Source organism: Rossellomorea aquimaris, assembly GCF_001877785.1.
Taxonomy (GTDB): Bacteria; Bacillota; Bacilli; order Bacillales; family Bacillaceae_B; genus Rossellomorea; species Rossellomorea aquimaris_A.
Window position 1 is genome coordinate 58,199 of the sequence record NZ_MINN01000074.1, and the last position, 25,369, is coordinate 83,567.

General features: G+C 45.7%; 20 protein-coding genes and 2 pseudogenes. 16 read left to right on the forward strand and 6 right to left on the reverse strand.

The features are described 5' to 3' along the window. Positions 1-81: 81 nt before the first annotated feature. The 5 genes from pruA to BHE18_RS04195 all read right to left on the reverse strand — a co-directional run bounded on the left by pruA (position 82) and on the right by BHE18_RS04195 (position 6,188). Positions 82-1,713, reverse strand: coding sequence for an L-glutamate gamma-semialdehyde dehydrogenase (gene pruA / locus BHE18_RS04175; RefSeq protein WP_071617377.1), 1,632 nt, complete (start codon positions 1,711-1,713; stop codon positions 82-84). A gap of 36 nt (positions 1,714-1,749) precedes the next feature. Further along, positions 1,750-2,667 carry a proline dehydrogenase family protein gene (locus tag BHE18_RS04180; RefSeq protein ID WP_071617378.1) on the reverse strand — a complete coding sequence of 306 codons (918 nt, stop codon included), beginning with the start codon at positions 2,665-2,667 and terminating at the stop codon, positions 1,750-1,752. 428 nt (positions 2,668-3,095) lie between these two features. Next, positions 3,096-4,241 (reverse strand): o-succinylbenzoate synthase, encoded by a 1,146-nt coding sequence (menC, locus tag BHE18_RS04185; RefSeq protein WP_071617379.1) that lies wholly within the window; start codon positions 4,239-4,241, stop codon positions 3,096-3,098. Between the two features lie 2 nt (positions 4,242-4,243). Beyond that, the gene (locus tag BHE18_RS04190; protein WP_071617380.1) at positions 4,244-5,374 is read right to left on the reverse strand and encodes a M20 peptidase aminoacylase family protein; all 1,131 of its coding nucleotides are present in this window, start codon (positions 5,372-5,374) and stop codon (positions 4,244-4,246) included. 16 nt (positions 5,375-5,390) lie between these two features. Next, positions 5,391-6,188, reverse strand: a complete 798-nt coding sequence (locus tag BHE18_RS04195; RefSeq protein ID WP_071617381.1) for a MurR/RpiR family transcriptional regulator — start codon at positions 6,186-6,188, stop codon at positions 5,391-5,393. 117 nt (positions 6,189-6,305) lie between these two features. On the opposite strand from BHE18_RS04195, the gene BHE18_RS04200 reads away from it, so the two are divergent. The 4 genes and pseudogenes from BHE18_RS04200 to BHE18_RS04220 all read left to right on the forward strand — a co-directional run bounded on the left by BHE18_RS04200 (position 6,306) and on the right by BHE18_RS04220 (position 11,143). Beyond that, positions 6,306-7,727 (forward strand): YfcC family protein, encoded by a 1,422-nt coding sequence (locus BHE18_RS04200; protein WP_071617382.1) that lies wholly within the window; start codon positions 6,306-6,308, stop codon positions 7,725-7,727. Positions 7,728-8,839: 1,112 nt separating this feature from the next. Next, positions 8,840-9,298: pseudogene (locus BHE18_RS04210) on the forward strand (SAM-dependent methyltransferase). A 57-nt stretch (positions 9,299-9,355) separates the two neighbouring features. Then, the gene (gene lepB, locus BHE18_RS04215; protein ID WP_071617384.1) at positions 9,356-9,901 is read left to right on the forward strand and encodes a signal peptidase I; all 546 of its coding nucleotides are present in this window, start codon (positions 9,356-9,358) and stop codon (positions 9,899-9,901) included. A gap of 408 nt (positions 9,902-10,309) precedes the next feature. Beyond that, the gene (locus BHE18_RS04220) at positions 10,310-11,143 is read left to right on the forward strand and encodes an alpha/beta fold hydrolase (protein ID WP_071617385.1); all 834 of its coding nucleotides are present in this window, start codon (positions 10,310-10,312) and stop codon (positions 11,141-11,143) included. A gap of 581 nt (positions 11,144-11,724) precedes the next feature. Here the strand turns inward: BHE18_RS04220 and BHE18_RS04225 are convergent. After that, positions 11,725-12,396 (reverse strand): 5'-methylthioadenosine/S-adenosylhomocysteine nucleosidase family protein, encoded by a 672-nt coding sequence (locus BHE18_RS04225; protein WP_071617386.1) that lies wholly within the window; start codon positions 12,394-12,396, stop codon positions 11,725-11,727. A 307-nt stretch (positions 12,397-12,703) separates the two neighbouring features. Here BHE18_RS04225 and BHE18_RS04230 point away from each other — a divergent pair, with 307 nt between their 5' ends. The 12 genes and pseudogenes from BHE18_RS04230 to BHE18_RS04285 all read left to right on the forward strand — a co-directional run bounded on the left by BHE18_RS04230 (position 12,704) and on the right by BHE18_RS04285 (position 25,081). Beyond that, complete coding sequence (locus BHE18_RS04230) at positions 12,704-13,405, forward strand: hypothetical protein (RefSeq protein ID WP_235860248.1); 702 nt, start codon at positions 12,704-12,706, stop codon at positions 13,403-13,405. Positions 13,406-13,441: 36 nt separating this feature from the next. After that, positions 13,442-13,522: pseudogene (locus tag BHE18_RS23835) on the forward strand (HAD hydrolase-like protein); the annotation flags it as partial. A 164-nt stretch (positions 13,523-13,686) separates the two neighbouring features. Further along, the gene (locus BHE18_RS04235) at positions 13,687-14,274 is read left to right on the forward strand and encodes a GNAT family N-acetyltransferase (protein WP_071617387.1); all 588 of its coding nucleotides are present in this window, start codon (positions 13,687-13,689) and stop codon (positions 14,272-14,274) included. Between the two features lie 78 nt (positions 14,275-14,352). Further along, positions 14,353-14,898 (forward strand): GrpB family protein, encoded by a 546-nt coding sequence (locus BHE18_RS04240; protein ID WP_071617388.1) that lies wholly within the window; start codon positions 14,353-14,355, stop codon positions 14,896-14,898. A gap of 56 nt (positions 14,899-14,954) precedes the next feature. Further along, entirely contained in the window at positions 14,955-16,040 is a 1,086-nt protein-coding gene (locus BHE18_RS04245) for a DUF3626 domain-containing protein (protein ID WP_071617389.1), read from the forward strand. A 16-nt stretch (positions 16,041-16,056) separates the two neighbouring features. Further along, positions 16,057-16,893 carry a nucleotidyltransferase gene (locus BHE18_RS04250; protein ID WP_071617390.1) on the forward strand — a complete coding sequence of 279 codons (837 nt, stop codon included), beginning with the start codon at positions 16,057-16,059 and terminating at the stop codon, positions 16,891-16,893. 95 nt (positions 16,894-16,988) lie between these two features. Beyond that, a complete protein-coding gene (locus tag BHE18_RS04255; protein ID WP_071617391.1) occupies positions 16,989-18,023 on the forward strand; it encodes a serine hydrolase domain-containing protein in 1,035 nt (344 codons plus the stop codon). Between the two features lie 111 nt (positions 18,024-18,134). Further along, entirely contained in the window at positions 18,135-18,671 is a 537-nt protein-coding gene (locus BHE18_RS04260; protein WP_071617392.1) for a DinB family protein, read from the forward strand. A gap of 542 nt (positions 18,672-19,213) precedes the next feature. Beyond that, positions 19,214-19,483: a heterocycloanthracin/sonorensin family bacteriocin gene (locus BHE18_RS04270; RefSeq protein WP_141771809.1), complete on the forward strand. Its 270-nt coding sequence runs from the start codon at positions 19,214-19,216 to the stop codon at positions 19,481-19,483. 145 nt (positions 19,484-19,628) lie between these two features. After that, positions 19,629-21,539, forward strand: a complete 1,911-nt coding sequence (locus tag BHE18_RS04275) for a putative thiazole-containing bacteriocin maturation protein (protein WP_071617395.1) — start codon at positions 19,629-19,631, stop codon at positions 21,537-21,539. Continuing rightward, positions 21,536-23,482: a TOMM precursor leader peptide-binding protein gene (locus tag BHE18_RS04280; protein WP_071617396.1), complete on the forward strand. Its 1,947-nt coding sequence runs from the start codon at positions 21,536-21,538 to the stop codon at positions 23,480-23,482. Before BHE18_RS04275 ends, BHE18_RS04280 begins: the two co-directional genes overlap by 4 nt. 21 nt (positions 23,483-23,503) lie before the next feature. Then, complete coding sequence (locus BHE18_RS04285; RefSeq protein WP_071617397.1) at positions 23,504-25,081, forward strand: SagB family peptide dehydrogenase; 1,578 nt, start codon at positions 23,504-23,506, stop codon at positions 25,079-25,081. The last annotated feature ends 288 nt before the right edge of the window (positions 25,082-25,369 follow it).

The window sequence follows — 25,369 nt, forward strand, 5'->3', positions numbered from 1 at the left end:
TTTTCATAAGAAGCATATTCATTTTGATCTGGAAACCCGGATTTGCTTCAGCACCGGATGTATAGACCGGCAGCCTGTAGATTATTCCTCATCCATGAATGGATAGGCGATTTCCGTAGTAGGAGCAAAGTTTTCCTTGATGATACGAGGGCTCGTCCAGCGAATCATGTTGAAGACAGAGCCTGCTTTATCGTTTGTACCTGAACCGCGTGAACCGCCGAATGGCTGCTGGTTGATCACGGCACCGGTTGGTTTGTCATTGATATAGAAGTTTCCGGCTGCACCTGATAAGCGGCGCTCAAGGTGCATGATGGCTTCACGGTCCTGTGCAAAGATCGCGCCAGTCAATGCATACATAGACGCTGTATCCACTGCAGTCAAAGTGTCTTCCAATTGATCATTTTCATATACATAGATCGTTAACACTGGTCCAAAAATTTCTTCTGTCATCGTTTTGAAGTTTGGATTCGTTGTCACGATGACTGTCGGTTGAACGAAATAGCCGACTGAATCATCATATGTGCCGCCGGCTATGATTTCTGCTTCCTCAGAATCTGCTGCATAGTCGATGTAACTTGTGATGGAATCGAAAGCCGGTTTATCGATGACCGCACCCATGAAGTTCCTGAAGTCACGGACATCCCCGACTTTTAGCTTAGCTGTTTCTTCCAATACGCCCGCTTTCACTTCTTCCCACATGCTTGCAGGGATGTAGGCACGGGATGCTGCTGAACATTTTTGACCCTGATATTCAAATGCTCCGCGTACAAGTGCAGCGACCACTTTGTCTGCCTGCGCTGTTTCGTGTGCGAATACAAAGTCTTTTCCGCCGGTTTCCCCGACGAGACGAGGATATGATTTGTAGTTCATGATGTTTTCCCCAACATTTTTCCAGATGGTCTGGAATGTGCTTGTTGATCCTGTAAAGTGGAAACCGGACATGCGAGGGTCCGTCAAAACTACCTCTGATACTTGTGAACCGCGGGAAGGTACGAAGTTGATAACGCCTTTTGGCAATCCTGCTTCTTCTAAAATACGCATGAAGTAGTAGTTTGATAGTACAGAAGTTGATGCCGGTTTCCAAACGACTACGTTCCCCATGATGGCAGGGGCTGATGGCAGGTTCCCGCCGATTGCTGTGAAGTTGAATGGGGAGATCGCCAATACGAATCCATCTAATGGACGGTATTCCAAGCGGTTCCAAATATTTTTCATGCTATCCGGCTGCATTTGATAGATTTGGTTTGCGTAATCGACGCCGAAACGAAGGAAGTCAGCTAATTCTTGTGCTGCATCAATTTCAGTTTGGTATGCTGTTTTGGATTGACCCAGCATAGTTGCCGAATTGATGACGTCACGGTAAGGTCCGGAGATCAAATCAGCCGCTTTGAGGAAAATGGATGCACGGTGCTGCCACGGCATATTTGCCCATGATTCTTTTGCAGCCATCGCAGCTTCGACAGCATCACGCAGCTCTTTTTCACCAGCCAGCGAAAAGTTTGCAAGGACATGTTGGTGATCATGCGGCATGACGACTTGCTTCACTGAATCTGTCTTGATATTTTCCCCATTGATGATCACAGGGATATCGACTACTGTTTCCGATTGGCGCTTTAATTCTGCCTTTAGTGTTTCTCTTTCTTTCGTACCTGGTGCGTACGTATTGCCTGGCTCATTTGTAGGTGTTGGGATGTTGAAAACTCCGTTACTCATTTTATTCACGTTCCTTCCTAAAATTAATGTATAAAACTACTTCTTGAAGATTCCCTTCAGTGCAAACGCGATGTTTGCCGGCCTTTCCGCCAGCCGTCTCATGAAATACCCGTACCAATCCTCCCCGTAAGGAAGGTAAATTCGGACGGTATATCCTTTTTTCAAGAGATCGGACTGCAATTGATTCCTCATTCCATAAAGCATTTGAAACTCAAAGCGGTCGTTCGGGATATTGTGTTCTTTCACTAAGCCGATGGTGTAATCGATCATCGCTTCATCATGGCTGGCCACGGCGGTATAATGACCGTTCAAAAGCTGCTTTTTTATAAGATGTTTAAGATTCTCATCCACCTTTTGCTTTTCAGGGAACGCATCACTGCTTGCTTCTTTGTATGCACCCTTCACAAGCCTCAAGTATGGAGAGAACTGGTGGAGGTCATCGACATCCTTATCTGATCGATAGAGATAGGATTGGATGACTGTACCCACATTTTCGTACTTCCGGCGAAGCGTTTTGTAAATATCAAGGATGGCATGGCACCTCGCTGAATCCTCCATATCAAGGGTAACCGTGATTCCATGCTCTTTTGCCTTAGTTAGGATTAATTCCATGTGTTCGAGCACAAGGTCACGGCTGATATCCAATCCAAGGGAGGTCAGCTTCACAGACATTTCAGTGTCCAGCTGGTGGTAAGCGATTGCACTTAAACTCTCGATACACTCCCGGACATGCGCCCGTGCATCATCTATGGAATCAACAAATTCGCCAAGGTGATCAACTGTAACCTGGAATCCCTCCTGATTCAATTGACGAATCAATGGAATGGCTTGCGAAAAGGTTTGACCCCCAATGATCTTATCGGCTCCAAATTTCGATCCCCAACGCTTGGCCATTCGATCCAATGCTTTATTGTAGGAAAGGTACAAGAAAAAGCGCTTACTTATGGCTTCCAAGACCGCCACACCTCCTTATCATAACTGATAATCTACGAAACAGGGTAAATAAACGGAAATTCGTTTAACTATTTCCTCTGTTAAGAAAATTATAACGATAAGGGGCGGCATGAAACAACGTGTTCGAATCACAATAATGTTAGTGTCGATTTATGGTTTAGCCACAAAAGGGGGGAGGGTAGTGGGGGTGGCTCCCGGATTACCGTGAAAAGTGGGGTGGGAATGGTTCATTCACATATGTTTCAATGTGAGTGCCTGCGAGTTTTCATTAAAGTTTGGAAAAAAATCAAACACTAGATTTTCAAAGCATATTTTTAGCCGTTAAGTTTCTGTATAAACAATCTCTGAAATTAAAAATTTTGGGTGGAGTGGGAGTGGCTCTCTTCTTGGCTCAAACAGCCGGAAGAAAACCGTCCCCACTGAACCACCTAACTCGGTATCGGGTGCACAGAATGATCATCCACGATGGATTGGGTGGAAACCAGTTTGTCGTTCAGGGCTTCTGCGCTGATCTCTGAACCAATGCCGGTGCCGGCGGGGACTTGGATGAATCCCTCTTCCATGGTGATGTCTTCCTGGATGATGTCCTGATTCCAGTAGTGGGACGAGGGTGCGGTGTCGCCGGGGATGATGAAGTTCGAGAGTGTGGTCATGTGGAGGTTGTGTGACCGTCCGATGCCTGTCTCGAGCATGCCGCCGCACCATACCGGGACGTTGTGTTCTTTGCACAGATCGTGGATGCGGATGGCTTCCTGCAGTCCGCCGACCCGGCCAATTTTAATATTGATGATTTTACAGCTTCCCAATTTAAGGGCTTTTCGGGCGTCTTCATAAGTATGGATGCTTTCATCCAGGCAGATGGGTGTCGTGATGTTTTGCTGCAGGGTGCTATGGTCGATGATGTCATCATGTGCGAGAGGCTGCTCGATCATGAGCAGGTTGAATTGGTCCAGCTGCTTCAAGTGATCGATGTCATCCAGAGTGTAAGCGGAATTGGCGTCGGCCATGAGAATGATGTCAGGGAAAGCCTCCCTGACTTTTTTGATGTACTCGATGTCTGCCCCGGGGGCGATTTTGACTTTGATTTTTTGGAAACCTTCTTTGACGTATTGCCCTACTTTGGAAACCAGTTCGTCAGGTGAAGACTGAATACCGATGCTTTTGCCGACGGCGATCTTTTTCTGCCGGCCGCCGAGGACTTCGTACAGGGGCATCTCATTCTTCTTGCTGAAAACGTCCCACACCGCCGTCTCGAGGGCGGCTTTCGCGATTTGGTTCCTCCGGACGAATGAAAGCATGCGATGTACGTCCCGCGGGTGTTTGATTTCTTTTTTGATCAATCTTGGGACGAGGAAATCATTCAGCATATAGACTGCTGTTCGGGTGGTTTCTTCGTTGTAGTACGGCTCGTCGCTCGTGACGGTTTCGCCCCATCCGGAGTGGCCGGATTCATCGATGACCTCGACAAGGCAGACCTCTTTGTCCTTCATCGTACCGAAGCTGGTCGTGAAGGGGGCTTTCAGGGATACATTGATGGTATGGAGTTTGACTTCCTTTATCACTACGGAATGCATGATTACCCGTCCTTTCTGGAATGAAGTTTGACGATTTCCGTTAGTATTTCGATGCCGTTGAATAATGCGTCTCTCTCAAAGGTCATGTCGGGATGATGAAGTCCCGGCTGCAGATCGCACCCGAGCCCTACCATGGTCGCCTTCAAATGCGGATGTTTAATCGTATAAAAATGGAAGTCGTCCCCGCCGGGTGTCAGAAGGGGATCGGTCACGTTCTCGTCTCCAAGGACATTTGTGATCGCTTTCTCTGCCACCGCCTGCGCCTCATCACTAACTTCTGCGGCTGCGATGCCGTAATCCCTCGTCACCTTCATCTCGACCCCGTACAGTTCCCCGGTCGTCTCAATGATTTCCTTCACCCGCTCCTGTAATTGATTCATGAGTTCATTTGTCTGTGCACGTAAATCAAGCCCGATAGACGCACTTCCCGGGATGATGTTCAGGTTCTTTCCGCCGGACATGAACTTCGTCACCTTGATGGAGTGGGCGATCGTCGGATTTAAATGAATGGTATTCAGTGTATTCAAGATATGATTGCCTATTTCGATTGCGTTGTGTGTCAGATGAGGGCGCGCGCCGTGTGCGTCATCTCCAAGGATGTCGAATTCCAGGGACCTCGTCGCCCCGTGCAGGATCGAGGGGGTTGCGTATCCGTTCGCGGTTTCCTGGATCGGGCGCAAATGGATGCCGTAAAGAAAGTCAACGTCATCGACGACTCCTTCTTCGGCCATTTTCAGTGCGCCGGCCCCGACTTCTTCTGCCGGCTGGAAAATGAATCGGACGCCGATTTTTTCTTTCAGCTCCTCGTCCTCAATGAGGTTCCATAGCACCCCGAGTACCATCGTCATATGGGCATCGTGGCCGCATGAGTGGTTCGCCCGCAGCTCCCCGTTCACTTTCTGCCACAATGCATCGATATCGGCACGGATGGCAATGACCGGCACTTCGCCGCTGAAATTCCCGAAGTCCCCGATCACGCCTGTGCAGTCTTTGAACGTGCGGACCCTGCAGCCGGCGTCGGTGAGGATCTTCTCGATATAGGATGTTGTATTCTTCTCTTCCCAGCTGATTTCAGGATGAGTGTGGAGATGTTCGAAGGTGTCTCTAATTTTTTCTTTAAAAGGTGCATGCATAAGTTCATTTCTCCCTTTACTTAATATAGTAGGTGTTCGCCGGATTGACGAAGTCCATCTTTCCTTTCACCTGAGCGAGATGAAGGAGCAGAGTGTTCAACACGGAGAACGTGATCGGCCCTTTTTCAAGGATGGATTTCTTTGCCGAGTGAATGGTGAGGACATGGTCCCCGTATTCCGCGATCGGCGAGAGCTTCGAGTCCGTGATCACGATCAGGGTATTGCCGTTTTCTTTCGCTTCTTTTGCAAGGCGGATCGATTCCAGTGCATACCGGTAGTAAGAAAAGATGATGACCGTATGTTCTTTGCCGGGCTTCGTGAAGCCGATATCCGTTTCCGGCCGGTACAATGATGTGTTGTCGATCAGATGATGAAGAAGGAAGTAAAACCAATGGGCATAGGAAAACGAATGGTAGTAGCCGACGACGCTCGTTGACTCGGTTGCAGCCAGGCAGTCAATGATGTCCTGCGCCGTTTTCCAGTCGATGCTTTCGGAGGCATGGTGAATATTCTCTTCATCCATCTGCATGATCCTCACGAACGAATTGGCTTCCTCGGGATTGCTCTCCCTTTTTGTCGGTTTCAATGAAAGCAGGCTTTGCTGCACATCTTTCTGCAGCTCCCCGTAGCCTGAATATCCGATTGCCTTACAAAAACGGATGACCATCGTTTCACTGACATCGATGATTTCAGCCGTCTTTTTGGCAGGGTGGGTCGCGAATAGGACTGGATTTGCGCGCAGCGATTCCGCTACTGTTTTCAATCCTTTTGTTAAATGTTGATAGTGCTTTTCGGTTTTTTCTACGTATGACATGATTCATTCTCCATTAAAATAAAGTATTTAATTTATTGTTGTTAATTTGAATTGTATGCTTTATTATAAAGCTAGTCAACAGAATTTTCAGAAGATTAAGAAGAGGAGGCGGATAAAATGGAAGTCCAAACAGTCACGTCAAAAGAAAAGAAACGGAAAAAGTGGGGGATCCCTGATGCATATGTTATCTTATTTGGCATCCTGGTCGTGATCGCAGTCTTGACCTATCTCATTCCTGCCGGCGAATTTTCAAGGGAAGAAGTGGATGGGATCACGATGGTGGTTCCGGAAAGCTACCAGCAAGTGGATTCTTCTCCGGCAACGTTGATGGATGTCTTCCTTGCGATTCAGGAAGGAATGATCAGTTCGGCGCCTTTGATCTTCCTGGTATTGATCATTGGCGGGGCATTTGCCGTCATCGAATCCACCGGGGCGATTGACGCCCTCATCTTAAAGACGATTGAAAAGACACGGAACAAAGAATTATTGCTGATCATCGGTGTCAGTGTCCTGTTCTCGATCTTCGGCGCGCTGGGCATCATCGTCAACGCAGTCATTGCCTTCATACCGATCGGAATCATCCTTGCCCGCTCCATGAAGCTCGATGCCATCGTCGGCGTCTCAATCATTTACCTGGGCGCTTATGCAGGCTTCAATACTGCATTTCTTGATCCTTTGACAACGGGTACAGCCCAGCAGATTGCCCAGCTGCCTTTATTTTCGGGAATCGGCTACCGGATCGTCATTTATCTGGCAGTCCTGATTTCGACCATTGCCTATGTGGCGTACTATGCGAAAAAAATAAAGAAGGACCCTTCAAAAAGTGTTCTGGGGAAGAATCCATTCCCTAAAATGGAACAAAGAGATGAGGTTGCACACAAGCAGGAAATAACCAGATTACATAAGCTTGTACTCGCCTGGCTGGTCGTCGGGATCGGAATCTATGTGTTCGGGGTATTTCAATATAAATGGGCGTTGAATGAAATGGCGGCCATCTTCCTGATCATCGCGGCCGGTACTGCCATCCTTGCAAAAATGAGCCCGAATAAACTCGTTGCGGAATTTTTTGAAGGAGCAAAAGGGCTTGTGTACGGAGCCCTGATCATTGGGATGGCCAGGTCCATCGTGGTCATCTTGGAGAACGGGAAAATCCTCGATACGATTGTCCAGGGGATGGCCGCCGTCATGACGCCTTTTACCAGCGTCATGGGTGCCCTGGTCATGTTCGTTGCCAATCTCATTTTCAACATTCTCGTCTCGTCCGGAAGCGGACAGGCCGTCATCGTTATGCCGATCATGACACCGCTTGCCGATCTTATGGAAATTCCGAGGCAGGTTGCTGTACAGGCTTATAAAATGGGTGACGGGTTTACCAACACCATCACGCCGACATCCGGCATCCTCATGGCGAACCTGGCGATTGCCGGGATCTCCTGGACCAAATGGATCCGGTTCATGATGCCGCTCCTGCTTATATGGATTGTGATGGGATCAGTGTTCTTGGTTATCGGGGTTATGATGGACTGGGGACCGTTCTAACCAAAAGCGTAAAAAGAATTGGAGAGAGGCTGTCGACCATGTCGACAGCCTTTTTTGCGGCGGGGACCGGTTCTCACTCTGCCATAAGGAGCTGGATGAGAACAGGCTTCATTTGAGTTAGTGTCGATTTATGGTTTAGCCACAAAAGGGGGGAGGGTAGTGGGGGTGGCTCCCGGATTACCGTGAAAAGTGGGGTGGTAACGGTTCCGGGTTGGCTGGGTTGAAGGGAATTGTGGGGTGGCAGGGGGCTGAGCATGGGCGGTTTGTTGGTGGGCTGTTGGCGGGCCCACGGCTGGTCTCGGGTGAGTCGGGGGGACAGGTACCATCACCAAATAATGTTCCCGGGGATGATTATTGGCAACGGATATGCACCTTTTTACTTCGATTACGGTCATTTTAGTCAGGGTTCGGAATGAAATGACTGGAAGCTTCTATGATAGAGAGGAGTTTGAATATGTCATCGGGGTATTATCGGCGTCAGGTGTTATTTTATTATCAAAAACAGCAAGCTTATTATCAAAAATCTAGATATATTATCAAAAACGGACCTTTTATTATCAAAAATAGAAATATATTATCAAAACCATCTTTCCTGCAGCATTAATACCTGGTGGTGTATCAAACCGTTACTGCGGTAAATGTGGTACGGCCTTCCTTCACTCTCGAACTAAAGCTTCCGATAGTCACCACTCAAGCTGTTTACCCAACCATTTGCCTTGAGTTTTCACCCGTTCGAAAAGATCTGCTTTCTGGATAAAGTGGTTGAGCTTCAGCCCGTTTGTGGGGGTGGGTTCTTTTTTTGTGCGGAAAGTTTGTGTAAGAAGTTCATTGCCGTTTATCATAAAATTTGAAATAATTGGTATAAACATAAAATTCGAGCGATAAACCATTTGCTGCTGGGTGGGGGTGCAGGCATCCGCATACTGGTAAGCTTGATCGTTTTAGCGGTACTGTTTGCCGTTGGCGGCTATTTTGTAGAAGGTCTGAAGTTTGTACAAATTGGGGTGTGACATCTGAGGGAGCTGTGCTGGATAGGTGTACTCTGCCTAAAAAGGGCCGTCCCCGATTAACCAGGAGTTTGGCCGGCAGCCAAAAGGAAGGGATATGATAAAATGATTACGTTGAATCCAATCGGTGTTGCTTATAATGAACGGAATGAAATTGAAGATGATTATTGGGGGAAGGTGGTTTCGAAGATCATTCTGGATGATTCCCTTCCGGAAGATTCGCTGAGTGGAATCGAATCTTTTTCTCATGTGGAGATTATTTTTTATTTCCATAAAGTCGATCAGGCCAAAATCATAACAGGTGCCCGCCATCCCCGGAATGATGTGAAGCTCCCTAAGGCAGGGATTTTCAGCCAGCGGGGCAAAAACAGGCCCAATCAGCTTGGGTTGACGACGGCAAGGGTTATATAACGAGAGGGAAGAACTTTATTTGTAGCGGGTCTGGATTGTATCAACGGAACACCGATATTGGATATAAAGCCTGTCATGAAGGAATTTCTTCCGAAAGAGCCGATTACCCAGCCGGAGTGGACTCATGATATTATGAAGCATTATTGGGAGTGAGCTGAGGGACCTGTCCCCATGTTTCTTAGAGATTTAGCAGGTGAGAGGATGAACAAAATGGCAAAAAAGAAAAATGAGACATTTGAATGGATTAAATCTTTGGGTGTTGCGTTAGTCATCGTGTTCATTGTACGGGCTTTCTTATTTACACCTATTCTTGTTGACGGGGCTTCAATGAATACAACATTACACGACCAGGATCGGATGATTGTATCCAAGATTGGAGAACCGGAGAGATTTGATATCGTTGTGTTTCATGCAAATGAGAAACAGGATTATATCAAGCGGGTTATCGGATTGCCCGGTGATGAAATCGAGTATAAGAACGACACCTTGTATGTAAACGGGAAAGCGTATGAGGAACCATACCTCGATGAGCAGAAAGAAAAGATTGATGGCGATTTAACGATGTCATTTAAGTTGGAGAATACTGCTGTCGGACAGGCGACTGTACCGGAGGGTCACTTGTTCGTCATGGGGGATAATAGAAGAAACAGCACAGACAGCAGGATGATTGGGGCGGTCCCTATTGAAAATGTTGTTGGGACCACGAATGTTGTTTTTTATCCGTTGAAGGATATGAGGATCATTGAAAATGAATAGTTTACGCGGGAAGAAGCTGAAGATTGAGTGAGGGTCATCAGCTTTTTTTTGAGAAAGGAATTGCTCCCTGCTTTGCAGGCGACGATAGAGATGCTGGTGAAGAAGGGAAGAGCGATTGTTTGTTATCATTAATTATTGGTAGTTGTGTATATTTCTGTATGGTATATTGATAGAAACACATTAAAAGCAGGTGAAGAAGTCCGACATAGAAGCGGCTAGGTATTCGAGGCTGATTTATGATTGGGAACGAGTGAAAAATCAATTTGAAGCAAGCTGATGAAAGCATGTTCTTATGCTTATTTGGTATGCCGATTGATTTTTTACTCTACGGACTTTTCCCTTTTTAAAACCCCAGAGTAATCTCTGTGGTTTTTTTGTGTTTAAAAAAATTTGAATGGAGTGGTTTTTATGAAACGGTATGTTATTCATGATGGGGAAATCGATGTTAGGATCACAGAATGGGGTGGTGAGGATAAACCGGTGATTTTTTGCCTGCACGGGCTGGGGAGTACAGGTCTCAGTTTTATTGAAATAGCTGAAGAACTGAAGGGTGAGTACAGGGTCATCAGCATAGATGCTCCCGGTCACGGTAAAACCGATCCATTCACCCGTGCCGAAAATTATGAAATGCCTTCATTGGCGAATTGGCTGAATCACATACTAGACTTGCTGAAAATCAATCGATTTTATTTTTTATCGCATTCGTGGGGAAGTTTTGTTTCGTTATTCTATATATTGAACTTCTCGGAGAAGGTACTGGGGGCGATTCTCATTGACGGTGGATATCAAACAAAAAGGCGCATGTCCATTTCATTGGAAGAAGAGGTGGCATTTCAAGAAAAAGATTTTGAAGAATTCGTAGAAACCTGGGAAGAATTTTTGGATGTGGCCGTGTTTGGCGACTCCAGAAGAACCCCATTATTACTCACTGCAGCCAAGGATTTGGCCCTTGTAAAGGATGGAAAATACTATTGGCACGCAAGGGGAGAAACGGGAGGTAACATCATTAGTGGCATGCACAAGGATGAAACGGAGGATATTTATGAAAAACTCCCCCGCCACCTGGACATTTGCCTGCTTCGGGCAGCGCTCCCTGAATCACAAGCTCCATATAGGAATCTGACCGCCGGCATTTTTGAACAAAAATCCGGTGCAACGGTGAAAATGATTCCGAATACGTCTCATATGCTGCATTGGGATGATCCCGGGGCGGTGATTAGAGAGATAAGAGAGAGATGGTGAATGACTCTATATTTGACGGGGCATTATGTCGGGAATCTGTCAGCAAAAATATAGTCTGATGCCCTATAAATGTAAGTAGTGCCGATATCGTGGAGAAAAACTTAAAACCATAAAAAGCACACCAAAAAAGAGGGTGGGAAAAAAGTGATTTAGTCTAAGTAAAACCCGAACTAATTTGAATGAGGAAAATTAGTTCGGGTTATTAATTTCTTCATTGTTCATTTAGGGTTTAGCTCGTTTCAGCGGTTGATTGGAGTGCAAGACGAAGACTCCTGCGGGAAGAGTAGCTTATGTGAAACTTGTCCAGCTCCAGGGCTTAGAGGCACATGTCATAAGCCAAACCGAACATGAAGGCAAAGGCCGCCTTCCCGTCCGGTTCGTCTTATGCCACAGGCCTCTGAGCAAAGCCCTTCCGCTTTTCTTCCCGCAGGCTTGCCGAGGAGGCTCACGGGCTACCCGAGGAAAGCGTAGTCTTGCACGGAAATCATTAGCGTTGTTTAAATTCTAGTCTATAACGTTCGTCTTTAGAGATGAGATTTTAGGTTTTGTCCTAAATATGTATTCATTTTCAATAAAATGATTTATATAAATCTCTCTATATATTTGCCAAATATCTTGTTCATCACTTTTGGCGTGTTTTCTAAGTAAACATTCATTTGTTCAATGTTTGATTCGAATTGATCAGAGTTACTTTCTTCTGTTGGAAAATCAGATATTCCTTTAATAATGATACATTCAACATCATTCTTCTTGCAGATATAAGCAATTGCACCCGCTTCTGTATCGGCAATTGTTATGTTATTTTCTTTTAGTTCTAAATAGTCCTTCCACATAACGACCGCTCTATCAGCGGTGCCAATGGTTCCGGTATGAAAATCATCTCCATATTTTGATTGTTCAATATCGATTATGAAAGATTGCTTAATAAAAGGCTCGATTTCTTTTACTGTGCAATCATATTGAACGGCTTTATTGGGGACAACAATATCCAGATTACTGAACGTATCATCTATTCCTGCACATGTCCCGGCGACGATTACTTTCGTTAAATTAAATTTAGAAATCATATACTGATTACCGCCAACACCATTAACTTTCCTTACACCGGTACTATAAAAAACAAGCTCAGTATCATTCATTGTCCTTATGAAATACTCTCCATAAGGATAGCCGGTACGTTCGTTATCTTTTATGCTAAAGTATTTCAATGTTGCTTCATATTCCCACTTCGTCGCTATACTTACTCCGATCATTGATTTATCACCCTGCCTTTTATATATAGAACGTGAATTTCCCTTAAACGTGATGGCACTGTCAGATTTAATAGGTATTCATCTTGTATGTAACTTCAAATGGTAGGGCGCGGTATAAGAGATTCCGACATCAATAATTCCATCCAATCGATTTGTTCTTTATCCATGCCAATTAACCTCTGCCATGCTATCGGTAATTCGAATAATTCATTATACAGATAATACCATAATATATATAATTTATATGAATCTTTGGAAATTTAGATTAAATAGGAGATGAGAAGTGGATTATTGACGTGACGAGTTTTTGAAAAATAAAAACGAGAGGGTGTTTACCATAAATAGAACAGAAGTTTTGAATGCAATCTCAAAGGCAATTATGGCCAATAAGAATGATAAACCGTTAAGAGTCGGTATCAGTGGCATTACTTCTTCTGGCAAGACTACTTTAGCCAATGAACTTTCTAAGCAACTAGGGAAGATGGGTGTACCGGTGATTCAAGCTCGGATGGATGACTTTCATAATCCCAAGTCCGTCCGTTATCAAAGAGGCAGAGAATCAGCTGAAGGATACTATTTAGATGCTTATGATCATCAATCTTTACTAAATAAGCTTCTGATTCCTTTGGGTCCAAATGGAAACCGTCAGTACTCTGTAAAATCACTTGATTTATCTTCTGACCAATATGTGGACAGCGCTATTGAAACGGCAAAAGAGAACTCACTATTGCTTATTGATGGGACATTTTTGTTTAAAGACGACTTACGAAAAGAACTGGATTTCATGATATATGTACAGACGGACATTGATATTGCTTTGGAAAGGGGCAGCTTAAGGGAACAGCATGCTTTAGGCGGATTAGAGCGTGCTAAAAGTATTTTCATAGAAAGGTACCATGCAGCTTCCCGCATGTACTTGGACGAACATGAGCCTGCTAAATATGCAGATATGATTTTGGTGAATAATGACCTTGATCATCCAGAATTAATCGTGAACAACAGAAAATAAAAGAGTAAAAGATAACGGATGGACAGCCGGGTAACGATGAAAACGATTATTTTTGACTTTGACGGGACACTGGCTGATACATTGGCGGTTTGCTTGTATGCATTTCAATCAGTATTCAAGCTTAAAACAAAAAGTACGGACTGTTTTACGTTAGAAATTTTAAGGGTACCATTGTATGAAAAAGAAAAAATTATGACTGGCTGGCGATTACAGTTCCAACTCTGCTTTCTGGAAAGAATCGAAGCGGTCAACTATCAAAATGCACATAAAGGGGAAGCGAGATGCAACATAATACATCACAAGGATTATTTAAAATTGATTGCGGGGATCTTTACCTTCAAGAGTTTTCAATCGAAGATGCCTACCATATATACAGAATATCAAATCAACCTGAAATCTATCATTTCCTGCCTGACTGGAAATCTACCAAAGAACAGAGGCTGGATTGGGTCACTAATTATGAAATTCCAGCAAATAAAGTATTTCTTGAGGCAGCTGCAAATAATACGGACATTGGAGACCATTTTTTAAAACTTGGTGTTTTTATTAAGGAAACGGATGAATTCATCGGGTGGTGCTGTACGGGCATCAAAGAAGAACTGCCTGCACCAAATAGAGAAATTATGTATGCCATCTCAAATGAATTTCAAGGGAAAGGTTACGCAACAAAAGCGGCTGTGGTTTTGATTGACTATTTGTTTTCACATACAAATGTAGAAATTCTTAATGCAGTAGCTCTAATCAACAACGTCTCTTCTCATAAAGTGATTGAAAAATGTAAATTCAGCTATAATGGTCAACAGACGATAGAAAATGAAGGTTATAATCACTATATATTGAATAAATCGGAGTGGAAGAAAAAACGGTAAGCAGCTAATCTTTCGTTTCACAGACAATCTAGATTTAAGCAGCAGTCTTAAATACTTAAATAAAGGAGGGAACCATTTATGAGAAAAAAAGATGAAGACCAAAACATCCCAGTATGGGCGTTCGAAAAAATAGAGCTGAAAAATCCTGACCCTGTATGGAAATACAAAGGGATTCAGGAGAAAGATGAACTGTATGAGCTGCTATCAGGCTTTGGTGTGAAGCAAGTCGAGCATATCGGCAGTACGGCCATCCCGCATCTGCCGGCGAAACCCATCATTGACTTAATGGCATCCGTTCCATCCTTTGACCAAATCAATCCCATAGCAGAAAGCCTCTCCTTACACCAATGGCATTATGTTCCCCCTGAATTGGACAAACAGCCGTGGAGAAGATTTTTTGTTAAGGTGGAGAACGACAAACGAACCGCCCACCTTCATCTTATGCAAGAAGGGGAAGAGCGGTGGGAGCAACAGCTTATTTTCCTGGAAAAATTAAGAGCGAATCCACAACTAGTAGAGGAATATGCAAAAATAAAACATCAATTAGCTCAGGAATTCCAGAATGATCGAGAAGGATATACAGAAGCGAAGGCGGAATTTATACGTAAGGTGTTGAGAAATTGAAAGGGTTCTTCGGAAGCAAAAGAAACATCCACCAGTTGTAAGAAAGGGGGAACACTCTGTTGCCTGAACTGACACCGTCCCAGAAATCTGCTTTAGAACATATTACAAACTATGCACGCAACTATAATAAGGAAGCCAATGCGACCATTCACCATGTCCTTAAAATGTCCAATATCTCTGATGATCTTTTCAAGAGAGCTGTCTGCAGTTTAAAGTCCAATGCAAGAATCGGTCTTCATTTTCATCCCGATCGGCCCCTATCCAACATGAAAAGTGTTGCTGAATCACTTTTAGATCAGGGGGAATATAAGAGCCAGTTTGAAACATTCATATCTAACGGGAGCGTATCTGCCCTGCCGGGAGGAGAAAGGGATATATGGGAGAATAAACTGTTTGGAGGGGCCTATCAACTAGTGGGAACAACCAGTGACCAGCGTCCTAAATACGGTGCCTTAAATGTGATGCTGCATCCGGATGGACCGGCTCCCCGCTTTGGTTCATGTTATTTCCTTCTTTCGCCTGAAGTCTCCCATCGTTCCACATTCACCTATTTAGATTCGCATCAAGACCCTGAGGAAAAAGGAACATATGAAGAGTTTGATCTGATACTTTCTGCGCTGCTGGAAGAAATATTTTCGAGAGACTTTGCTATTGGTGAAGCCAATCTGACACCAATTAAATTAATAAAACACTTGTCAACAAATCTTGAGAAGCCCTTTACTGATCCAGCAAACAAAGAGCCTAAACGAAATCTTAATCACTACATTGAAGCCCAGGTCCACGGCTCTATTTCCCTTAAAGATGATGTTGAGATGTTGGTTGCAGATCCTTCTTTTAAAGAAACGAAAATCGGTCATGTCTTGAAAGACATTTGCCGTAAGTATTCGATTGATTTGTACTGGCACTGCGGCTTTTCTCTCAACGCAGAAGATGTTCCTTCTGACTTCAGGGGCCCATCAATGCCTTCGCTTGCAAAGCGCATTGCAAAGAATAATCGTATAAATGCGTATGTCATCGGCTCAGCTGGTATGGATTTACATCGTAATCCTCAAGATTGGCTGGACCGTGGTTCGTTGAAAGAAGTTCTACAGGAAATGAAACTATTGTGGCATGTGCTTGTTAGAAATGGTAAGGCATACTGACAAGAGGTGAGGTACTTTGACAACCATTAAAGAAATGGGACGTTTTTGTCCAACGGATCATAGCGGAAACATCATAAATGATGCCAGTCTGCTGAACATCAATCCAGAGTTTTCAAAGGTAATAGAAGAGACTATCGAACATTACAAAACTCATTTAAAAGATGACTTGCACAGCATATACATAAGGGGCTCCATACCACGTGGATTGGGGATAGAAGGTGTTTCGGATTTGGATACGATCGCTCTCACGAATAAAACTCCTCAAGATATGGACCTTGGCTGGGTGGAAAAGTCTGAACATTATTTAAACAAGAAGTATAAGTGTGTAGGTGGAGTGGAATTTAGTTTCTATTCCATTGATGAGGTTTTAGAGAACAATGACTTTTCCATCATACCGTTTATGATCAAAACTCATAGTGTATGTGTGTATGGAGAAGATGTACGTGTACACTTACCTGAATATAAAGCCGATACCACGCTTGGGAATGAACATCTTGTGAATCTGAAGAGACAAATCGACCAGGCAAAAGAGGACCTCGACGGCAATGATGATAAGCAGGATATCGTGGACTGCTGCAGATGGATCATGAAAATCATCGTGAGGGCGGGCCTGGCCCTTGTCATTGATAAAGAATCCAAGTATACCAGGGATTTATATCCTGCTTATACGCTGTTCGCGAAGCATTACCCAGAGAAAGAACCTGAGATGAAGCAAGCTCTCCATTATGCGGTTAATCCTGTTGAAAATCCGGATGAGGTACTGGCATTTTTAGAAGGGATGGGAAGCTGGATGAAAAAAGAGGCTGAAAAATGGCTGGATGTTCATAATACCAAAAAGGAATGGAATCTGTAGAATAGTAGAATAGAGTTGCAAAACCAAAGGGTGCGTCCCGGTATAATTTTAATTAAATAAGGGGAACTGCAATCCGGTATATCTAGGGGGGCTGTATGAAACTAAGCAATATTAACGTAGAAGAACGGATGAAACATTATCACATCAGCGGTTTAAGTTTGGCATACATTAAAGACGGACAGATGAGTGCAGTTGAATCTTATGGTGTGAGTGAATCAGGAACCACTAATGTTGTACGCACTGATACTATATTCAATGCCTGTTCGATAAGTAAGTTCGTAACAGGGATGCTTGTTATGATCCTGACTGAACAGGGAATTCTTGATTTAGACGAGGATGTTAATGAACAGCTTTTGTCCTGGAAGGTTCCAGATCATAGGTTTTCTGCTAAAGTGACACTGCGCCGATTACTCTCCCATCAATCAGGGATCAAGGATCCAAATGATAGCTTTTCAGAGCTTAACCTGATAGATTCAGTGCCCTCCATGGTTGAGATATTGGAAGGGAAAACCCCCTACTGTAAAACTCCGATTGAAGTAAACGTTGAGCCGGGGAGTGAGTTTCATTATTCAGACGCAGGCTATTGCATCATCCAGCAGGTTATCGAAGATGTAACCGGAAAGTCATTTGAAATGGTATTAAGCGAGCTGATTTTCACCCCGTTAAAGATGGAACATAGCTCATTCCCAACAGACTTTTCTAAAGAGAGAATGACAAACTTTTCTTGCGGACACAACAAGTACGGTCGATTGATTGATGGCGGGTACTCCATCTATCCCTACCCGGCTGCGTCAGGTCTATGGACAACCTCCACTGATTTAGCCAATTTGGTCATTGAATTGATCGGTTCTTTAAAAGGTCAAAGTAAGATCGGCCTTTCTGAAATGAAAGCAAAAGAAATGATCAGCTCGCAAGGAAGCAGTAAATGGACTGGTCTGGGAGTATTTTTAGATGGTGCGGGAAACGAGCTTGAGATTTCTTCTCTCGGGTGGGGAATCGGCTACCAGTCTATGATGGTTGCATACCCTCAACTGGAGAGCGGACTCATCATCATGACCAATACAGATACAGGTATTCACCAATTAAAAGGGATGATTGGTGAGGTATATGACTCTATTAAAAAAAGATAAGCTCATAACATATAGCCGGTGGAACATGTCGACTGGTACGATGATTCAGATGAGCTAAAGAACCTGTCTGCATCTTTGAAATTCTGGATTTGAATAAGGAGGAGCTGGCAAATGAACATCGAACTGATGGATATCTTTCGCATGGAAATGAATTTTTGCTGGAACACCGAGACCTGGTTTGTACCTTTGGAATCTGCCCTAAAGGATTTGGATTCTAAACATGCAAGCTGGCAGCCCCCTGGGGGAGGGAATACGATCTGGCAAATTGTGAACCACCTGAATTATTACAACGTCGTCCTCGTTAACCAGCTCAAAGATCCAATTTCACCGAAAAAGGCAGCCAGCGGCAAGGCTGTATATGGAGATATCGGAGAACCGGCAGATCCTGAATGGGAGTCGATATTGGCAGTGGATACATTTGGCGCCAGAGGTGATTTGGAGGATACTGAGAAATGGGAAGCAGTCCTCGCAGAAACACGCCAGATCTTTGGGGATTTGCGGAAAACATTGGAGCAGGGGAATGACAGACAGCTGGATGAAGAACGGATAGGGAGGCTGGCCCGGCAAATGTTGCACAACGCTTACCATATCGGGCAAATTGTGCTGATCCGTAAACAACAGGGATCCTGGCCAAAGGAGCGGGGATGATTTGTGCTTTCTCTGGCAGGTAATTGGATATATACAAAAAGGATTTAGGCATTTTAAATGTTTTCAAGGAAGGAACTCTTTCTTTAAGTTTCCCGTCGTAAAGGGTTCAAGTGATCAGCTGGGTATTATTGAGTCAAGAATCATTTTTATTATCAAAAACGAGGCAGTTTTTATCAAAAATCTGGATATATTATCAAAACCGAACGATTTATTATCAAAAATAGAAATATATTATCAAATCCTTCTGTACACACCTCGATATACCTGGCAGAGTATCCGATCACCAAACCTCTTATACAAGTTGGGTTCCACATCCCATCCCGAAGCATGAACGACTCTCGTCCATGCTTATTTTTTTACTCTTCACTCCCCATCTAATTTCCAAATTAGGCTTTTACACCAGTAACAACACCCGCCAAAAAAACATAAATTGTTTGGGAGTGTTCACATTTATAGTGAATGTACCTATTACAAAAGTTTTTCTTAGAAAGCTTGTTACTTGGATGAGAGCCGCTGGCTAATTTATGTGGGAGGTAATGAAGATGAATAATTTTCACCATGAACTTCAAAATTTGAATGTTGGGGATTTCCAGGCAACACAACCGGTTTCCTGGGAACAGCAAATGTATGATCCGAATGACGAACGGCTTTTTCTTGGACTTGGAGGTTGTTTCGGCTTTGGTTTCTCCTGTTTCTTCAGCTGTTTTGGCTGCGGAGGATGCTTCCGCTGCGGTGGATGCGGAGGGTGTTTCCGTTGTGGCGGTTGCGGACGTTGCGGCGGCTGCGGCAGATGCGGACGCTGCGGTCGTTAATTTGCAGTTAGAATATAGTGAACAAAGTGACCCCTGCATGAGTCTGTGCAGGGGTCTTTATCTATACATAAGGGACAAATTGAGTTTCATATGATAATAATGACGGTCACTAAACAATATAAAGCAGCGGGGGAGGAGGAGCGTTATGGAAAAGTTGGACCCTTCTATGCGCTTGAAAGTGAAAAGGGATACGTTTTATCTCCCGGAACCGGACAGCGGGGTTTACTTCAGGAATAACCAGTGCTCTTTCCGGATGGAAGGCAGCGGCGTCGATCAGTGGGTGGAGAAGCTGCTTCCGATGTTCAATGGGGAGTACACGCTTGAATATTTGACGGAGGGACTGCCTGGTCCTTATAAAAACAGGGTGATGGAAATCGCAGAGGTTCTGCATAAAAATGGATTTGTCCGAGATGTGAGCAGGGACCTGCCGCACGAGCTGCCCAAGCATGTCTTGAAAAAATTCGCCTCCCAGATTGAGTTTGTTGATAGTTTGGCAGATTCGGGGGCATCAAGATTTGAAACCTACCGCCATTCAAATGTTTTGGCAGTGGGATCTGGTCCATTTTTGACATCACTTGTTTCATCGCTGATTGAATCCGGGATGGCAAAGCTCCAGGTTCTCATTACCGATGAAAATCCCACGAACAGGGGGAGGATTCTGGAACTTGTTGACCATGCCCGTGAAACAGATCCGGAGCTGGAGCTTTTCGAAGTGAGTTTCAGGGAAACCGGCTGGCGGGAGACCCTGAAGCCGTTCGACTCGATTTTATATGTGACGCAAAATGAAAACATTGAAGAATTGAAGCTGCTTCATGCCATTTGCAGGGAGGATCGGAAGACGTTTGTACCGGCGGTCTGTCACCAGCAGAAGGGAATAGCCGGGCCGGTACTCCACCCGGATTCAGAGGCTGGATGGGAATCGGCATGGAGCCGTTTACACTCCACTGCATTAATAAAAGAAAATCGATTATCTGCAGAGTCGGCGATCCCTTCAGCGATGCTTGCGAACATGATTGTCTTTGAGCTATATAAAGAACTGACAGGTGTGACAAAGGCAAATCAGAGGAATCGAATTTTCCTGCTGGACCGGGAAACGCTTGAAGGAAGCTGGCATTCTTTTTTACCGCATCCGATTGAGACTGGAAATGCAGGGGCAGAAGCAGTTCACAATCTGGAGCAGCGGCTGGAACAGGATTCAAAGAGAATTGACAGGGAAAAAATGCTGTATTTCTTCAGTCTGCTGACGTCAACTGAGACCGGGATTTTCCATGTATGGGAAGAAGGCGATACGAAGCAGCTGCCGCTGGCTCAATGCCGTGTCCAGCCGGTCGATGGATTATCCGGGGGTCCGGCAGAACTGCTGGATGAGGTGACCTGCAGCGGCCTGACCCATGAAGAGGCTCGCCGGGAAGCCGGGCTGCAGGGAATAGAGGCATACGCTTCAAGGCTCGGAGTTTCGCTTGTTCCTCGTCGTCATGATGAATATGTGGTTTTCTGCTCAGGGGCGACTTTTGCGGAATGCGTTGGACGCGGTCTTCTGAAGTGCCTGACGGATGAGATCAGAAAAAGGGAATCCCTTCAAAGGTGTGCCATTTCCCGGCTTGAATTGGATGATGTCGAGGATGAAAAATGCCGCTTTTACCTAAAGGCACTGACCACGATGCAGGGTGAGCCGGAAATAGGGATTGGTGAGGACGTGGCCGGATTTCCTGTCGTCTATGTCCGCGGGAAAAACGGCTGGTATGGAAATACAGGATTCACGAGCACCTCAGCGCTGAGGAACTCCCTTCAGCATGCACTTTTTAATGCCCAGAACGGTACCGATGCTTTCAACGCCAATCCAGTTACCGCTGTGGTAAAGGAAGGGAATGCAGAGAGAATGGCCATTCCGGCCGATGAAGACGGAATCCGGCATGAAAACCTGAAAGAAGCAATCGAAACCTTGAAACGGAATCAGAGGCAGTTAACGGTTTATGAACTGAATATCGAACCCGTTTTTAAACAGGAGCTCGAAGGCGTGTTCGCTGTGCTGCTGCGAAAGGAGGAAACCCAATGAGTTCTTTCGTGGTGATTGTCGGGGAAGGGAAGCTTGCAGAGCAGGTGTGTGCGCGTATTTCCGCCCGGTATCCGGTGTTCAGGCAGAACAGTTTTGAAAAAAGAATCCCTGCACGGACGGAGTTGGTGCTTGCCGTGGATGATACTTGGAACCCGGCTGTTCATCTTCAGGCAGAAGAAGTGATGAGGGGTGAACAAGTTCCATGGCTGAGGGGCTTCGTTTCGTTTGGAGAAGGCGTCATCGGGCCATTGGTCCGGCCTGACACACCGGGCTGCTCACAATGTGCCGACCTGAGGCGTTTACTTGGAGGGAAGGAACGACATGAGATGCGGGAGGTACAGGGGAAACTGGCTGAAGCAGGTGCAATGACGATGGATCCGTGGGCATCTAATTCCGGTTTGGTGCACATGGCTCACATCATTGCAGCTGAAGCCTGCAGGGTCATCGAGGGTGAAAAGCCGCTTTCGGAAGAGCAGGTATGTTTAATCGACTTGAAAACATTGAACAGCTCCTGGCACTCCTTCGTTCCCGACTCGTTATGCAGGGTTTGCAGCCGGATTCCGGATGATTCCCCTGAATTGGCCCGGTTTTCCCTTCGGCCGAGCCCAAAAATCCATCGTGACAGTTTCCGCTGTACGCCGCTGGATGAGCTGAAAAAAGTCCTCGTAAAAGACTATCTGGATAATCGGACTGGTCTCTTTAACTCGAAGATGTATGACCTGGTGACGCCGTTTGCGGATGCGAGTGTGAATATGCCGATGCTGTCCGGGGATGAAGGGACGGCCGGACGTACTCAAGTGTACTCGGACAGTGAACTGACCGCCATCCTTGAAGGACTGGAGCGTCACTGCGGGCTGGAGCCGCGCGGCAAACGGACGGTCGTCCATGACAGCTACCGGAATGTGAAGGAACAGGCGCTGAATCCGCTGAAGGTCGGCGTGCACACCGATGAACAGTATGCCATGCCGGGCTTCCCGTTTGAAAAATTCGATCCTAAGAGGGCCATTGACTGGGTGTGGGGATATTCCCTCATCGAAGAGCGGCCAATCCTTGTTCCTGAGCTTCTTAGCTATTACAGTCTGGGCTGCGGCTCATCGGGTTTTGTGTATGAGACGTCCAATGGCTGTGCCCTTGGCGGAAGCAGGGAGGAAGCGATTTTTTACGGAATCATGGAGGTTGTCGAACGGGATTCGTTCCTATTGTCCTGGTATGCAGAGCTCAACCTGCCGAGACTTGATCCCCTTTCAGCAGGGGACGAGGAACTGGAGTTGATGATTGAGCGGATGCGGGCTGTCGCAGGGTATGATCTCTATTTGTATAACTCCACGATGGAGCACGGAATTCCAAGTGTCTTTGCGATGGCAAAGAACAGGAAGGATACAGGATTGAATCTGATCCTTGCGGCTGGTGCCCATCTGGATCCGGTAAGAGCGGCGAAAAGCGCGATTCAGGAGATTGCCGGGATGATGCTGAATCTTGATGAAAAATTGGAGAAGAACAGGACGAAATATGAAAAAATGCTTTACGAGGATTCCCTCGTGACACAGATGGATGACCATGGGATGCTGTATGGATTGCCGCAGGCGGAGGAACGGCTGGGATTTTTACTGAATGACAGCCGTCCGATGCGGAGTTTCCGGGAGGAATTCAAATGGACGTCCGAACACACCGATTTGACGGATGACCTGAAGGATATCCTCGCAGCACTCCGAATCCGGAACCTTGATGTCATTGTCATTGACCAGACCGCGCCGGAACTTTCGAAGAACGGACTGCACTGCGTGAAAGTCTTGATTCCGGGCATGCTCCCGATGACATTCGGACATCATCTTACCCGTCTGACTGGACTTGAGAGGGTCCTGAACGTCCCGCCAGAACTGGGCTATGCCGACCGGCCGTTGACTTTTGATGAGCTAAATCTTAAACCGCATCCGTTTCCTTAGGATACTGGGGAGGTAAGGAGGATGAGTCTGGAAAAATTTCTATACAATCTGCAATATAATATCGAGCGGGCCAATCAGCCAAACTGGGAAGCGGACTGGGATGATGCGCCCCTTCCTTATAAGCTGTACCGGGGATTGCCGGCAGTGCCATTGTCTGCGGAAGTACCGCTGTCACTCACCGGAAGCCGGACGCCGCTAGAACCTGATTTAGAAGTAATCGGTCATTTTCTCTGGTATGTCTACGGCATCACAGGGGTAAGCCAGTCTGAGTATGGGGAGGATCCCGGAGAACAGGAGTCTTCCCCCATACACTCTTACCGGCGGTTTGCGCCATCTGGAGGGGCACTGTATCCGAATGAACTGTATCTCTATTTAAAACTGGATGACCTGCCTGCTGGAATCTACCATTATGATGCCGCCCGTCACAGCCTCGGCTTACTCCGGGAAGGGAATTTTGATTCGTATTTGGAACGTGCACTCGGCAATCGCTGTGACATCTCATCATGTTTCGGCACAGCCTTTGTTTCCACCCGATTTTGGAAAAACTTCTTCAAATACAATAACTTTTCTTACCGGCTTCAGGGTCTGGACACCGGCGTCCTGATGGGACAGCTGCTGGAAACGGCCAAACGATTTGGATTTCAGTCAGGGGTGTATGTACAATTTCTCGATTCGGCGGTCAACCATTTGCTCGGCCTTGACGAGGAAGAGGAAAACGTCTATTCTGTCATCCCGCTTTCTGCTGATGCAACGAATTGGGCAGGATCTGTGAGGGGGATGGACCGGGAATTCACCGCTAAGGAAATATGCCGGGAGCTGCCTGCGATTACTTGTGAACATTATGAACGGTCTGAAAGAGTCAGGGAGTTTCCAATGCTGCTAGCGGTAAATGAAGCTTCAAAGATCGATTGTACTGCTGATTTTCGGAGAGTGGGGAGAAGGCCGGGTGTTAGAAGCGCAGGAAAGGAAATCCATTTGCCAGAGGTAGAGTCCCTGGCGTACGATTTTGCTTCGGCATGCAGAAACCGCTATTCACCTGAAATGGATTTTGCGATGGGGAAGGTCAGGCAGGAGCAGCTGGCTGCACTTTTGAAAAATGCATCTCAATCCTTCGCTTACCGTAGTGACATTGATGAAATTTTTTACGATGCGGAACCCCGTGTTTCGATTTACGGGTGTTTTTATAACGTAGAAGGCATACCTGATGGCGTTTACGAATATGACAGCGGCCGGCATTCATTGCTGGAAATCGGCACGGGGGATTATCGCCTTAAGCTGCAATCCGGTCTCTCAATGGATAACGTTAATCTGCTTCAAGTGCCGCTGTGCCTCCATATCATCGGCAACAAGACTTACGATAAAGACACCCTGGGATACAGGGGCTACCGAATCATGCAAATGGAAGCCGGCATGCTGGTACAGCGCCTGCTTCTGGTTGCTTCTGCTTTTGGATTCGGCGGACATCCGCTGCTTGGGTTTGATACGACACTGACGGATCAAATTTACAAACTGGATTCCGGCGGCCGAACCACCCTGATCCAAATACCGATCGGCCCTTTTCGGGAGCGGGGGTGGATGAGGGGGAGTTTGTTGTGTTAGGGAGCACCGGGGGGACAGCATAGGTTGAACTAACATTTGATATCGGTCCCCTTGGAATTGATTGAGGTTTAAGGCAGGTAGATCGGGGACGGTTCCTGATCTGCTTTTTTTTATGAAAATTCCAGCCGGTTGCCCAGCCAATTTTATAAACGTCTAAACTAAGTGGTAAATTGGTGCTTCCGAGGGCTGTATTAGGGTGGCTGGGTAATGGCAAAACCGAATTTTGTCGGAATTGCAGGTTTGAAGCTATTTTGCATGGTGAATCCAGGTACATATGGTTCTGGTACT

Coding starts and splice junctions, on each gene's coding strand:
- BHE18_RS04285 (WP_071617397.1), top strand. CDS start 23,504: ATGAGTCTGGAAAAATTTCTATACAATCTGCAATATAATATCGAGCGG.
- lepB (WP_071617384.1), top strand. CDS start 9,356: ATGGCAAAAAAGAAAAATGAGACATTTGAATGGATTAAATCTTTGGGT.
- BHE18_RS04190 (WP_071617380.1), bottom strand. CDS start 5,374: ATGCATGCACCTTTTAAAGAAAAAATTAGAGACACCTTCGAACATCTC.
- BHE18_RS04240 (WP_071617388.1), top strand. CDS start 14,353: ATGAGAAAAAAAGATGAAGACCAAAACATCCCAGTATGGGCGTTCGAA.
- BHE18_RS04280 (WP_071617396.1), top strand. CDS start 21,536: ATGAGTTCTTTCGTGGTGATTGTCGGGGAAGGGAAGCTTGCAGAGCAG.
- pruA (WP_071617377.1), bottom strand. CDS start 1,713: ATGAGTAACGGAGTTTTCAACATCCCAACACCTACAAATGAGCCAGGC.
- BHE18_RS04255 (WP_071617391.1), top strand. CDS start 16,989: ATGAAACTAAGCAATATTAACGTAGAAGAACGGATGAAACATTATCAC.
- BHE18_RS04235 (WP_071617387.1), top strand. CDS start 13,687: ATGCAACATAATACATCACAAGGATTATTTAAAATTGATTGCGGGGAT.
- BHE18_RS04275 (WP_071617395.1), top strand. CDS start 19,629: ATGGAAAAGTTGGACCCTTCTATGCGCTTGAAAGTGAAAAGGGATACG.
- BHE18_RS04270 (WP_141771809.1), top strand. CDS start 19,214: ATGAATAATTTTCACCATGAACTTCAAAATTTGAATGTTGGGGATTTC.
- menC (WP_071617379.1), bottom strand. CDS start 4,241: ATGCATTCCGTAGTGATAAAGGAAGTCAAACTCCATACCATCAATGTA.
- BHE18_RS04225 (WP_071617386.1), bottom strand. CDS start 12,396: ATGATCGGAGTAAGTATAGCGACGAAGTGGGAATATGAAGCAACATTG.
- BHE18_RS04200 (WP_071617382.1), top strand. CDS start 6,306: ATGGAAGTCCAAACAGTCACGTCAAAAGAAAAGAAACGGAAAAAGTGG.
- BHE18_RS04195 (WP_071617381.1), bottom strand. CDS start 6,188: ATGTCATACGTAGAAAAAACCGAAAAGCACTATCAACATTTAACAAAA.
- BHE18_RS04220 (WP_071617385.1), top strand. CDS start 10,310: ATGAAACGGTATGTTATTCATGATGGGGAAATCGATGTTAGGATCACA.
- BHE18_RS04260 (WP_071617392.1), top strand. CDS start 18,135: ATGAACATCGAACTGATGGATATCTTTCGCATGGAAATGAATTTTTGC.